Annotated in this window: 10 protein-coding genes; all 10 read left to right on the top strand. The window is 34.3% G+C overall.

What is annotated here, in order from left to right; all coding sequences use genetic code 11:
* The first annotated feature begins 7 nt into the window (after nt 1-7).
* The 10 genes from ACFFLS_RS13850 to ACFFLS_RS13805 all read left to right on the top strand — a co-directional run bounded on the left by ACFFLS_RS13850 (nt 8) and on the right by ACFFLS_RS13805 (nt 13,824).
* On the top strand, nt 8-1,681 hold the full coding sequence (locus ACFFLS_RS13850) for a RagB/SusD family nutrient uptake outer membrane protein (RefSeq protein WP_379682178.1): 1,674 nt from the start codon (nt 8-10) through the stop codon (nt 1,679-1,681).
* A 98-nt stretch (nt 1,682-1,779) separates the two neighbouring features.
* Nucleotides 1,780-2,718, top strand: coding sequence for an alpha/beta hydrolase fold domain-containing protein (locus tag ACFFLS_RS13845; RefSeq protein WP_379682177.1), 939 nt, complete (start codon nt 1,780-1,782; stop codon nt 2,716-2,718).
* Nucleotides 2,719-2,748: 30 nt separating this feature from the next.
* The gene (locus ACFFLS_RS13840; protein ID WP_379682176.1) at nt 2,749-3,966 is read left to right on the top strand and encodes a glycoside hydrolase family 88/105 protein; all 1,218 of its coding nucleotides are present in this window, start codon (nt 2,749-2,751) and stop codon (nt 3,964-3,966) included.
* Between the two features lie 22 nt (nt 3,967-3,988).
* Nucleotides 3,989-5,215 carry a glycoside hydrolase family 88/105 protein gene (locus ACFFLS_RS13835; protein WP_379682175.1) on the top strand — a complete coding sequence of 409 codons (1,227 nt, stop codon included), beginning with the start codon at nt 3,989-3,991 and terminating at the stop codon, nt 5,213-5,215.
* An 84-nt stretch (nt 5,216-5,299) separates the two neighbouring features.
* Nucleotides 5,300-6,895 carry a glycoside hydrolase family 43 protein gene (locus ACFFLS_RS13830; RefSeq protein WP_379682174.1) on the top strand — a complete coding sequence of 532 codons (1,596 nt, stop codon included), beginning with the start codon at nt 5,300-5,302 and terminating at the stop codon, nt 6,893-6,895.
* Nucleotides 6,896-6,902: 7 nt separating this feature from the next.
* Nucleotides 6,903-8,903: a pectate lyase gene (gene pelA / locus ACFFLS_RS13825; protein ID WP_379682173.1), complete on the top strand. Its 2,001-nt coding sequence runs from the start codon at nt 6,903-6,905 to the stop codon at nt 8,901-8,903.
* A 22-nt stretch (nt 8,904-8,925) separates the two neighbouring features.
* The gene (locus ACFFLS_RS13820; protein ID WP_379682172.1) at nt 8,926-10,275 is read left to right on the top strand and encodes a glycoside hydrolase family 28 protein; all 1,350 of its coding nucleotides are present in this window, start codon (nt 8,926-8,928) and stop codon (nt 10,273-10,275) included.
* 72 nt (nt 10,276-10,347) lie between these two features.
* Nucleotides 10,348-11,091 (top strand): rhamnogalacturonan acetylesterase, encoded by a 744-nt coding sequence (locus ACFFLS_RS13815; protein ID WP_379682171.1) that lies wholly within the window; start codon nt 10,348-10,350, stop codon nt 11,089-11,091.
* A 414-nt stretch (nt 11,092-11,505) separates the two neighbouring features.
* Nucleotides 11,506-12,924: a tail fiber domain-containing protein gene (locus ACFFLS_RS13810; RefSeq protein ID WP_379682170.1), complete on the top strand. Its 1,419-nt coding sequence runs from the start codon at nt 11,506-11,508 to the stop codon at nt 12,922-12,924.
* 504 nt (nt 12,925-13,428) lie between these two features.
* The gene (locus ACFFLS_RS13805; protein ID WP_379682169.1) at nt 13,429-13,824 is read left to right on the top strand and encodes a hypothetical protein; all 396 of its coding nucleotides are present in this window, start codon (nt 13,429-13,431) and stop codon (nt 13,822-13,824) included.
* The last annotated feature ends 65 nt before the right edge of the window (nt 13,825-13,889 follow it).

Below are 13,889 nucleotides of genomic sequence, written 5' to 3'. Positions count from 1 at the left end.
ATATCTAATGAAAAAAATCATAATAATGTTAGGAATAATCGCTGTTTCTGTAAGTTCATGCAGTGATTATATTGAAGAAGATAGCCGTTCTTATGTACCAGCTGATGCAACGTACAAGACAGCGTCTGGATTTCAATTATTAGTAAATACAAATTATGCGTGGCTGAAAAGCATCTATGGTGGTAATCCATGGCTTTTCGAAGCTGGAACTGATATGTATGCAGAAGGAAGAACTCCTGAACCTGCAGGTTTAAGCCAGTACACCCTTCTAATACCTTCATCAGATAATGTTGCTGATTTATACACGCCTTGTTACCAATTGATTCAATCTGTTAATAAAACGATTTATTATTCAACTGTAACAGAGCAGACGGCAAATTTAAACACTTTAGTAGGAGAAGCTAGATTCTTAAGAGCCCAGGCCTACTTTTTATTGGTTCAGACTTATGGTGGTGTCCCAGTTGTAAATGAGCACATTACAACACCAGTTCTGTCTTTTACAAGAAACACTGCTGAAGAAGTTTATACACAGATAATTTCTGATTTAGATTTTGCTTTAGCAAATGCAGGAACTTCAACCTATAGTACATCAGGAAAAGTAAACAAAAGAGCTGTTAATGATTTATTGGCTAAAGTTTATTTAACTAGAGGATATGAAAGTTTTGGTAAACCTGATGATTTTGCAAAAGCAGCAGCTTATGCAGATGTGGCAATTGCAGGACAGGCATTGAATGTTGCTTGGGATCAATTATTTAAGCCAGGAAACGACCTTAATGCCGAAACTATTTTTTCGGTTCAGTATGATAAAGCTTCTGCTAGTACCGATCCAACAAGACTTGGAAACAATCAGTTTTATTATTTCAGCTCTTATTTAGGAGGTGCAGAAACAGGAGCTCCATTAAGAAGTTATAATTTATGCCCGACAGATTATGCTCTTGGACTATATGAAAAAGGAGATAAGAGATGGGATGCTACTTTTATGACAGAAATTTTAGAGGGACCAGAAACAACAAATGGCGTAACTAAAACAATTTTATATTATCCATATTATAGAAGTGCAAATCCGGCATCATTAAAAGTGAGACATTTTTATGAGCCAAAATGGTTTACGGCAGCTGATAAAACTGCTTGGATGACAACTAATGCTTCTAGATTGGCAGCTACGTTTGTGTATCATCCTTGGGGAGAATATTCAGCAGCTCATACACTAATTAAAAATTTAGATTGTTACACAATTCCAGTTAAAAAATTTGATGATCCAGATCCAACTACTCCTTCAAGCACAGGACCTGTTAGTACAAGAGATATAATTGTTTCCAGACTTGGAGAAACGTATTTAATTGCTGCAGAAGCTTACTTAAAAGCAGGAGTGCCGTCAACAGGATTGGATCGCTTGAATGAAGTAAGAAGAAGAGCAGGAGTTGCTAATGCAACTATCGGACAATTCAATATCGATTATATTTTAGATGAAAGAGGAAGAGAGTTATTGGGAGAATATAAACGCTGGTTTGATTTAAAACGTACCGGAACTCTTGTTGCAAGAGCATCTGCTCATAATTATAAAATTAAAGCTGCAAATTTTGCAGGTATAGGTGGTGCACTTAAGATTTTAAGACCAATTCCACAAACGGTATTGGATTTAAATCAAAATAAAGATTTTCCTCAAAATCCTGGTTATTAGTAATTTGTTAGTTTTTTGAGACTATTTGTTTTTTGAAAAGTTAAAAAGGAGTTTGGCTTTTGTCGAACTCCTTTCTTAACTAAACTTAAAGATTTATAATGAAGAATATTAGAGTAATTTTATTGGTGCTTTTTATTGCTATTAATGCAAATTGCCAGCAGTATAAGGTTGATACATCTTATACTGTTAAAAGCACGTATGACAAATTACTAAAAAAACATCCTTTCATTACAATTCCAGAAGTAAAACCAAATTCCAATGTCAAAGAAACATTCGATTTGGTTTATAATCAGGAACAAGGACGTATTTTGCATTTTGATGCTTTCGTCAATAAAAAGAAAAAAAAGAATCCCGCAATCATTATGATACACGGCGGAGGCTGGAGATCGGGGAACAAAAGTCAAATGCAGTTTTTGGCAAAAGAAATCGCAGCAAAAGGATATTCTTGTTTTTCGATTGAATACAGATTATCATTAGAAGCCAAATATCCAACAGGAGTTATAGATGTAAAAAATGCGATAAAATTTATAAAAGATAATGCAGGAAAGTTTAATGTTGATCCAAACAAAATTGCGGTTTTAGGCTGTTCTTCGGGAGGCCAAATGGCAGCTTTGATTGGTACAACAAACAACAATCCGATTTTTGAGGATAAATCTTTTAAAAGTAAATCTTCTTCAAAAGTGCATGCAATTATAGATGTAGATGGCGTTTTAGCGTTTAAGCATCCTGAATCATCAGAAGGAGATATGGCGGCCTTTTGGCTGGGAGGAAAATCGGATGAGAATCCAGAAACTTGGAAAATAGCTTCAGCATTAACTCATACAGATCAAAATACACCTCCAACATTATTCATCTGCAGCAGTATACCTAGATTTCATGCCGGACGAGATGATATGATTAAGATTTTGAATGACAATAAAATATACAATGAGGTAAAAACTATTGCAGATTCACCACATTCATTTTGGTTTTTCGAACCTTGGTTCAGTCAAACAATTTCGTACACAACACTATTTTTAGAGAGAATTTTTAAATAACGATAACAATTGAAAATTCGTAAAAAAAACATGAATAAAGTCGCCTTAATAAAAACTAATTTTCTAAAATGCATCATTGCTTTTCTATTTATTTTGAATGGAAATATAAATGCTCAAAGTCAGGAAAGTAAAAATGTAATTTCTAATCAATTGAAATGGTCAGAAAGAATGGCTCTTTCTATTATGAAACGTGCTCCAAAAGCATGGCAGATTGATAATAATGAAAAAACAAAATGGGATTATAAGTTAGGTCTTGCAATGATGTCGTTTGAGGAACTTTATAAAAAGACAAAGAACCCGATTTATCTGGAATATGCAAAAGGATATGCAGAATCGACTATAAATGAAAAAGGAGAAATCCTGAATTATAAATTAGATGATTACAATATTGATAATATTAATGCTGGAAAAATTCTTTTTGATCTTTACGATTCGACCAAAGAGCAACGTTATCTTATTGCAATGCAGACTTTAAGAAAACAGTTGGAAACGCATCCGAGAACAAATTCTGGAGGTTTCTGGCACAAAAAGATTTACCCTTACCAAATGTGGCTCGATGGTTTGTATATGGGAGCGCCATTTTATGCTCGCTACACTTCTGTATTTGAAAATGGAACGGCATTTGATGATATCGCAAAGCAGTTTGAAGAAATCCACAAGCATACATTAGATCTAAAAACGGGACTGCTTTTTCATGCTTGGGACGAAAGCAAACAAATGGGTTGGGCAAATAAAGAAACAGGTACTTCGCCGAATTTTTGGTCACGTTCTATCGGTTGGTATATGATGGCTTTGACAGATGTATTAGATTATATGCCAAAGGATCATCCGAAAAGAAAAGAACTAATTCAGTATTTGAATGCTATTTCAAAAGCGGTTTTAAAATATCAGGATAAATCTGGATTGTGGTATCAGGTTACCGATGCAGGAAATAAGAAAGGCAATTATCTTGAAGCGTCAGGATCAGAAATGTTTGTTTACGCTTTTGCAAAAGGATACAATAAAGGATATTTACCAGAAAAGTATAAAAAAGCTGCCTTAAGAGGTTTTGACGGAATTGTAAAGAAATTAATTACTTTAGATTCGGATGGAGAAATACACATTACTCAGGTATGCGCCAGTGCAGGGCTTGGAGGAAATCCGTATCGCGATGGTTCATATGAATATTATATAGGCGAAAAAATAAAAGTAGACAATTCACATGGTTTAGGGCCATTTATTTTGGCTGCATTAGAATTAGAAAAATAGTAGAATTTAAATATATTTTGAAATGAAGAATAGTAGAAAGCAGCGTTATTTTATGTCGGTTTTGATGATTTGCATCATGACCATTACAAGTTGTAAAGTAACTTCACAAGAACCTGCAAGCAAAGAAATTGTAATCGGTAAGAATTTGAAATGGTCTGATAAAATGGCTTTGACTTTAATGAAACGTCATCCGCAGGCTTATATGTTGGATGATGCTAAGAAGCCAAAATGGGACTATGTGCATGCTTTGGTTTTACATTCTATTGAAGAATTGTACAAAAAAAATCCCGATTCAAGATACAAAGCATATGTTAGAGGTTATGTAGATGAGCTGGTTCAGGAAGACGGTTCTATCAAAACTTACGAATTTGACAAATACAACATTGATTTAGTTGTGCCTGGACGCTTGCTTTTTGATATCTATTCAGAAACAAAACAAGATAAATATTTAAAAGCGTTACAGCAGATACGTAAACAATTACAAGAACAGCCAAGAACTGCTAGTGGCGGGTTTTGGCATAAGCAGATTTATCCAAACCAAATGTGGCTTGACGGATTGTATATGGGTGAGCCATTTTATACGCAATACACTGTTACTTTCGAGAATGGTAAAAACTTAGATGATATTGCAAAACAGTTTGAATTGATTCAGATGCATGCAACAGATCCTAAAACTGGATTATTGTATCATGGTTGGGATGAAAGTAAGCAAATGCCATGGGCTAATAAAGAAACCGGAAATTCTCCAAATTTCTGGTCTAGAGCATTAGGCTGGTACGTTATGGCTTTGGTAGATGTACTTGATTATTTTCCAAAAGATCATCCAAAACAAAAAGAATTGGTTAAATATTTGAACAATGCATCTGAAGCTTTGGCGAAATATCAAGATAAATCGTCTGGATTGTGGTATCAGGTTACGGACAAAGCAGGAGGAAAAGATAATTATTTAGAAGCTTCAGGTTCTGCTATGTTCTCTTATGCTTTTGCAAAAGGAGCCAACAAAGGTTATTTGCCTTCTAAATATAAAAAGCTGGCTAATAAAGCTTTTGACGGACTTACAAAAGTATTGATCAAAAAAGTAGATGAAGACGGCGGAATCACTTTAACCAACTGTTGTCAGGTTGCTGGTTTAGGTGGAACTCCTTATCGTGATGGTTCTTATGAATATTATGTAAACGAAAGAAAAAAAGACAATGATCCTAAAGCAACAGGTCCGTTTATTTTGGCAGCTTTAGAATTAAACAGATAGGAAATTATTGCAAATTATCTTAAACATCCTGACAGGTTTTATAGGCCCTGTCAGGATTAAGTTTTTAAAGCCAAATATTTTAAAATGAAAAATATAAAAATCATCCTTTTTCTTCTTTACTTTTTTTCTTTTCAGAAGAATACCGCACAAGTCTGGGTTTCAGATAATGGAGACGGGACTTATACAAATCCAATTCTTCATGCTGATTATTCAGACCCCGATGTTGTCCGTGTAGGCGATGATTATTATATGACAGCTTCCTCTTTTAATTGTATTCCAGGGCTTCCAATTTTACATTCTAAGGATCTTGTAAATTGGAAAATAATTGGTCATGCACTTGTAAAACAGCCACCTTTTGAAACGTATAATAAAGTACAGCACGGAAACGGAGTTTGGGCGCCAAGCATCAATTATCATAACAACGAATTTTATATTTATTATCCTGATCCCGATTTTGGAATTTATATGATTAAAGCAAAAAAAGCATCAGGACCTTGGTCTGAGCCTCTTTTAGTTAAAGCAGGAACAGGACTGATAGATCCGAGTCCGCTTTGGGATAATGACGGAAAGGCATATTTGGTACACGCTTTTGCAGGAAGCCGTGCGCAGATAAAAAGTTTGTTAGTAGTCTGCACGATGAGTCAGGATGGAACAAAAGTGAATAATGACGAAGTAATGGTTATTGACGGGCATGATGGTGAAGGAACAATTGAGGGACCAAAGTTCTATAAGAGAAATAATTACTATTATATTTTTGCTCCAGCCGGCGGTGTTCCTACAGGCTGGCAAACGGTTTTAAGATCCAAGAATGTTTTCGGTCCTTATGAAAAGAAAAAAGTCCTAGAACAAGGCTCAACTAATATAAATGGTCCGCATCAAGGTGCTTGGGTAACAACGCAAACAGGAGAAGATTGGTTTTTTCATTTCCAAGATAAGGGCGCTTACGGACGCATCGTGCATTTACAACCTATGAAATGGGTAAACGATTGGCCCGTAATGGGACAGGATTTCGACAAAAACGGAATAGGAGAACCTGTGACTACCTTTAAAAAACCAAACGTAGGAAAAAAATATGCTATAGAAACTCCTGCTGAATCAGATGAATTTAATTCTCCAGAGTTAGGACTGCAATGGCAATGGCAAGCCAATAAACAAATAAATTGGGGAATGCCGACAAGTTTGGGTTATTTGAATTTATATTGCCAGACTTCAGTCAACAGTAAAAATATTTTTAATGCTCCAAACCTCTTGTTGCAAAAATTTCCGGCAGAAGAATTTACAGCAACAGCAAAATTAACCTTTAACTCCAGAATAAATGGAGAATCTACCGGTCTGATTATAATGGGATTGGATTATAGTTATTTATGTTTAAAGAATAATGACGGGAAATTGTATCTAAGTCAAAAAACAGGAACTTTTAATAAAACGGTATCAGAATCAGAATCAAAGCCAGTTTTAATAACAGAAAATACAATTTATTTAAGAGTCAAGATAAAAAAAGGTGCAATCTGTAGTTTTTACTACAGTACAGATGACAAAGATTATCAGAGACTTGGAAATGATTTCACGGCTATTGAAGGAAAATGGATTGGAGCCAAAGTTGGTCTTTTTGCTTTAGGGGAAAAAGTGACCAACGATTCAGGAAATGTTGCTGTTGATTGGTTTAGAATTACAAAATAAGAGAGTAATGAAAATGATTAAAAAAAGTATTTTATTCTTGATGTGTTGCTTAAGCTTTGGTTTAAATGCACAGAATAATTATAAAAGCTGGTCAGAAATTATCCGTAAGAATGAGTCAGCTTGGTTTGGTACAGCCGAAGCAAAAAAAATAGCAGAAAATGTTTTGCTCTATCAGAGAGATATCGGCGGATGGCCAAAGAACATTCAGATGCAGCAGGAGCTTTCCGAAAAACAGCAGAAAGATTTATTGGCTCTTAAAAAGACAGCAGTTGAAACTACAACAGACAATGGAGCAACTACTCAGGAAATGCTTTTTATGTCTAAGATGTATGAACAAACAAAAGACGAACGCTATAAAGAGTCATTTTTGAAAGGTCTGGATTATTTGCTAGAAGCACAATATGCAAATGGAGGCTGGCCACAGTTTTATCCTCTTAAAAAAGGATATTACACACATATTACCTACAATGATGATTCTATGGTAAACATCATGAATGTCATTAAAAATATTGCACAAGAAACCAATTTTTACAGTATAAAACCTTCTAATGGCGTTGTCGAAAAATGTAAAAAAGCTTTTGATAAAGGAATAGACTGTATCTTAAAAACGCAATATAAACAGAACGGAGTTTTAACTGCTTGGTGTGCGCAACATGATGAAGTAACATTATTGCCAGCAAAGGCAAGAGCTTTTGAATTGGTGTCTTTGAGTGGTCACGAATCAGCTAGAATTACGTTGCTTTTAATGTCAATTGAAAAACCTTCAGCTGAAATTATCACTGCTGTAAAAAGTGCTGTAGCTTGGTTCGAAAAAACGAAAATCACCAATTTAGAAGAAAAAAGGGTATTGAATGATGCAGGAAAAATTATCGATAAAAAGATGATTCCTGTAACAAACGGATCTCCGATATGGGCGAGATTTATGGACTTAGATACCAATGAACCTTTCTTTTGCGATCGTGACGGAATTAGAAAAAAATCTATTGATGAAATTGGTTCTGAAAGACGAAACGGCTATTCGTGGTATTCTGATGCACCAAAGGAAGTTTTAAAGAAATTTCCAGACTGGGCAGTAAAAAACGGAACAAAAGTAAGTGCTTCAGATAAAAAGAATGTTACTCTGATTACTGTTGCACAAGACGGTTCGGGTGATTTTACAAAAATTCAAGATGCAGTGTATGCCTGTCCAGCTTTCCCTTATGAAAAAGTAACCATATTCGTGAAAAATGGCACTTACAACGAAAAAGTACGAATTCCAGAATGGAACACCAATGTGATTTTAAAAGGTGAAAGCAAAGAGAAGACTATAATAACATTCGATGATAATTTTTCGAAAATTGCTTTGGGCAGAAACAGTACTTTTTACACCTATACTGTTTTGGTAGAAGGAGATGATTGTGCAGTTTTAAATTTAACAATCAAAAATGCATCGGGAGATCGTGGTCAGGGAATTGCCTTGTCTGTAGTGGCAAATCGCGTAAAAGTTTCAAATTGCAATCTTTTAGGAAATCAGGATACGTTGTATGTATCTGGAAAAGATGCCAAGCAGTATTTTAAGGATTGTTACATTGAAGGAACAACCGATTTTATTTTTGGAAGTGCTACCGCTTTATTCGAAAACTGTATTATTCACAGTATCAAAAGTTCTTATATCACTGCCGCTTCAACACCCCAAGGAACTCCTTACGGATTTGTTTTTAAGGAATGCAAATTAACTTCAAATCCAGAGGCAAAAGATGTTTATCTCGGCAGACCTTGGCGTATTTATGCAAAAACGGTTTATATCAATTGCGAGATGGGAAATCAAATCAAGCAGGAAGGCTGGGAAAACTGGTCAAAACCAGAAGCACAGAAAAACAGTTTTTATGCAGAATACAACTGTAAGGGCGAAGGTTATCAGCCTACAAAAAGAGTTAAGTGGTCACATCAGCTTTCTAAGAAACAAGCAGAACAGTATTCGATAGAAAAAATTCTGAGCGACAAAACCGGAAATTGGTATTCAAAATAAGTTCCTTTTTTAATTAGATACTATGAATTTTAAATATTTGATTTTTTTACTGATTGGTTGTACTTCTTTTTCGCAGAATAATTTTCCGTCGTCTGAAGTCGCCTCTATTGTCGAGAGAATTAAGCTTCCTGTTATTCCCTCTTACCAGATAAGTGTTGCCAAATTAGGCGCTAAAGGTGATTCTATTACCGATAATAAAAAGTTTTTTGAAAAAGCGATGGCGTTATGCAAAAAGAATAAAGGAGGGACAATCATTGTGCCTAGAGGTATTTATAAAATAAACGGACCTATTCATTTTGTGAGTAACGTAAATTTGAGGATTGAAAAAGGAGCAAAAATTAAATTCAGCGACAATCCGAAAGATTATCTTCCAATGGTTTTAACCAGTTGGGAAGGAACAATGTTGTACAATTACAGTCCATTAATTTATGCTGCTGACTGTGATAATATTGCCATAACGGGTGAAGGAATTATTGATGGTGAAGGAGGAAAGACCTGGAAAACTTTTAAGGCAAAAGAAGCAAAAGGAAAAGAGCTAAGCCGTGAAATGAATCATACCAGCGCTCCGATTGAAAATCGAAAATTTGGAGAAGGTTATTTTTTAAGACCGCAAATGATTCAATTTTTAAATTGTAAAAATATTTTGGTAGAGAATGTTCGAATCGAAAATTCACCATTTTGGTGTCTCCATCTTCTAAAATCACAAAGTATCACAATACGTGGAATCAGCTATAAATCATTAAACCATAATAATGATGGAATCGATCCCGAATATGCAAAAGATGTGCTGATTGAAAACGTTGATTTTGATAACGGAGATGATAATGTTGCTATAAAAGCAGGAAGGGATCATGAAGGAAGAGCAAGCACGACACCAAGCGAAAATATTGTAATTCGAAATTGTAACTTTAAAGGTCTACATGGAGTAGTGATTGGCAGTGAAATGTCTGCTGGCGTACAAAATGTATTTGTAGAAAATTGCAAAACTGCGGGATATTTAAAAAGAGGAATTTACCTAAAAACCAATGCAGACAGAGGAGGTTTTATTAAAAATGTATTTGTTCGAAACATCACATTGGATCAGGTTGAAGATTGTTTATACATTACAGCAAATTATCACGGAGAAGGAAAAGGCTATCAATCAGAGATTTCCAACATTCATTTTTCTAATATAAGCTGTAACAAAGCCTCAGAATCCGGAATTGTAATTCAGGGATTTGCCGATAAAAAGATCAGGAACATATCTTTAAATAATGTCGAAATCAAAGAAGCAAAAAATGCAATATCCAACGAAAATGCAGAAAACGTTTTGATGACCGATGTTTTTATTGGAAAAAGAGCGAGCGTACCCACGGCCGTTTCGAAAAATTAAATTAAAAGAGACAAAGCTTAGCACCTTTGCGTTAAAAAAAATCAACGCTTTTGTGGTTAAAAAAACAATCAAATGAAAAAATATATTTTACTAACGCTCTTGATTACTTCTCTAGGCTTCGCCCAGAAAACAACAATTTATTGCATTGGCGATTCTACTATGGCCAATAAAAAAGATCCGGATAAAAACCCAGAACATGGGTGGGCACAGGTGTTGCAACCTTTTTTTAAGGATGAAATAATAGTTGTAAATAAAGCAGTTAATGGAAGAAGCACCAGAAGTTTTATCAATGAAAATCGCTGGGATTCTATTTATAAAAAATTAAAGAAAGGTGATTATGTACTGATAGAATTTGGACATAACGATGAAAAGATAGAAGATCCAAGCCGTTATACAAATCCACATACAGCTTACAGATACAACTTGATCCGTTTTGTAAAAGAAAGTAGGGAAAAAGGTGCCATTCCTGTTTTATTGACTTCAATAGCAAGGCGTAATTTTAATGAAAAAGGCGTATTAGTGCCGACGCATGGCGATTATCCGTTAGAAACCCGTTTGGTCGCTCAGGAATACAAAGTTCCTTTTATTGATTTAGAATATTATACGGAACTGCTGGAACAATCCTATGGTCCTGAAAAATCGAAGCTCTTACATCTGCATTTTAAAGCTGGAGAAAATCCATATTATGATAAAGATAAAGCAGATGATACACATTTATCTTTAAAAGGAGCTGAAGAAATAGCTCAAATATTTATTAAACAGCTTAGGTTATTAGAAGATGCCTCTTTGAACAAATTAAAGAAAAACATAAAATAAGAGCTAAGAGTGCCTTATAAATAAATTATATTGATCTTATTCTATCCAAATTAAAACTTATAGGAGCTAAATTCCTTTCAAGGAGAACTATATTTGTAAACTGTAAAAGAAATTGAGATAGATTTTTTATCCATTATTAGTAATTAGTTGTAAAGAGAAAGCGGAAGCTTTCTCTTTTTTTTAATAAACAGATTTCCAAGTCTTTGTTTTGTTTGGATATATTTTGTTGACTGACCTTAATTTACAAGTTTTAAGACGTTTACAGGTAAACTAGAACACCAATTCTTAAGAAATTTGCGTACAGAAATTAATTTCTGGTTTGGAAAAATGTTTTTCGTTTTTCTACTGGTATTCATGATGCATCTTTCGCAGCGGGAACTTTATTTTAACAAAGTCTGATTTAAGAATTAGAAAATGAAAAAAATACTTCATGTTTTGTTGTTAATCCAAGGAGGATTAATAATGGCACAAACAAAGACGTTGGTGACAATGTATGGTGAAAAAGTGCAATACAATCCTAATCCTATTGTCAACGCTAATAACGGTCTTACAGCCGCTTCTGGAAATGTACAGTTGGGAGGTAGTTTAACGATACCTTCTACTGTCATAACTGCTTCGCCAACAAATACATTGGCGATAGTAGGGTTGCAGTCAGGGGTTGGTACAGATAATTTTATGATGGTAAGTAGTGGTGGAATTTTAAAAACATTAGCACCAACTGCATTACCTATGTGGGGACTTAAAGGGAATGGGAGCACTGTTGCGGGAACTAATTTTTTAGGTACGACTGATGATGTTGATTTAATTTTTAAACGAAAAAGTATTCAAGCAGGACAATTAGGTGCTACCAATACAGCATTTGGCGTTGACGCATTTTCAGGAGCCATAGGTGGTGCGAGTCAGAATGTTGCAATTGGAGTAGGGGCTTTAAAAAATGCGTATGGATCCTACAACAATGTGGCAGTAGGATATTCAGCACTCCCAGCAATTAATGGCGGTGCTCATAATTTGGCTATTGGTGGGGCGTCTTTAATGTCAAATACTTCCGGAAATCATAATGTATCAGTTGGAAGCGCGACGATGTATTACAATAGTACAGGTGGATATAATACAATAGTAGGAAATGCTAGTCTTCAATATTGTACAACCGGAGCTTCATTTAATGCTTCTCTTGGCCATAGTGTATTGACTCAACTACTTACAGGTAATTTTAATTTAGCGGCGGGATATATGGCTGGAAATGCTTTGACAACGGGTAGTAATAATATTATACTGGGGAGTCATGCGGGAGCATCGTATTTTGCAGTAATGGATAATTCTATAATATTGGGAGCTAAGGCAAGGGTGAATGGCAATAATGAAACTAATGAAATTGTGATAGGATATGGAGCAGTAGGAAGAGGTTCTAACACAGTTACTATTGGAGATAGCACTATTGGAAGTATTGGAGGTTACCAGCCTTGGTCAAACGTGTCGGATGTTCGTTTAAAAAAGGATATTAATGACAGTGTTTTTGGTTTAAACTTCATCACCAAATTGCGTCCAGTTACTTATTTTATGCAATCCGGACCAACCGATTTAAAAACAGGTTTCATAGCACAAGAAGTGGAAACTGTAGCAAATTCAATAGATTATCAGTTTAGTGGTGTGGTTAAACCTCAATCTAAAGATGGTTATTATAGTCTTAGTTACGCAGAATTTGTAGTGCCACTTGTAAAGGCAGTTCAGGAACAACAAGCGGAGATTGAATCTCAGAATAGTAAGATTAATGAACTTCAGCAAGAAGTGAGGAACATGAAAAAAATACTTGATGAATTGTTGAAAAAAGGATAAACTAATAGCATATTAAATAGGAATAATCTAATAATGTGATTTTTTGTTTAGAGTACTTAGATAAGAGAAGGGAAAGTTTTAAACTTTCCCTTTTTTATGTTTATAACTCATGAAAATATTTAACAGATTCAGCTTCTTTATTCTTCAAAGTATTTGTTTTTAAGAGTTTAAAATTAAAAAACTTATAGAATTACCCTAATCTATAAGTTTAAAAACTTTTACTGGCACAAATAAAAGTTGTTTGGGAGGAAATTTGCATTTTAAAATAAGGGTCTATTGTTAGAAATCTTTATTGAGTCGATATAGGTGTTGCTTAATAAAAGAGGACTGATAATTATGCTCTTATGATTGTTGAATAGTTCAAACATTCTAATAATTTAAATGTCATGAAAAATAAATTACTCCCTTTATTCATTGCCTTGGGGTCATATTCCGCTTATTCGCAAGTAGGTGTTGGGACATTAAAGCCTAATGCTTCTTGATAATAAAGGGATTTTTTTAAGGATGTTTAAAAGAAAATTCAAAGAAGAATTTGATTTTTTTGAGGATTTGCTTTTTAGTAAAACAAACGAATCAATAAGTTTTGATCGATACATATATGTAGTGTATGATAAATTTGAATTGCTTCAGTTTTTTAAAATGGAGCAAAAAGACAAGAATGTTTTGGTGTGTTTATTTGACAAGCAATTATATAATAGTTTGTTTTTTCTGGAGGAGATTAAAAATTTCATTTTATTAGACGCTTCTAAAACAAGAACTGAAATTATTAAGGATCTGAAGGCACATTTTAAAAGTAATTCAGGGGTTACGTCTAAAAAGATTAAAAGAAATATTGCAAATGCTCAAATCCTTCAATCCAAATTTAATAATTACTATAAAGCCATGTTTTTCTTAATGTAACTTTACAATACCTATTCTGATTGGGATAGATAAGTAGTGCAGGATAATTGTTGTTCGTTATCCTG

Source organism: Flavobacterium procerum, from assembly GCF_042431625.1.
Taxonomy (GTDB): Bacteria; Bacteroidota; Bacteroidia; order Flavobacteriales; family Flavobacteriaceae; genus Flavobacterium; species Flavobacterium procerum.
This window is presented reverse-complemented; position numbering and strand designations above follow the sequence as displayed.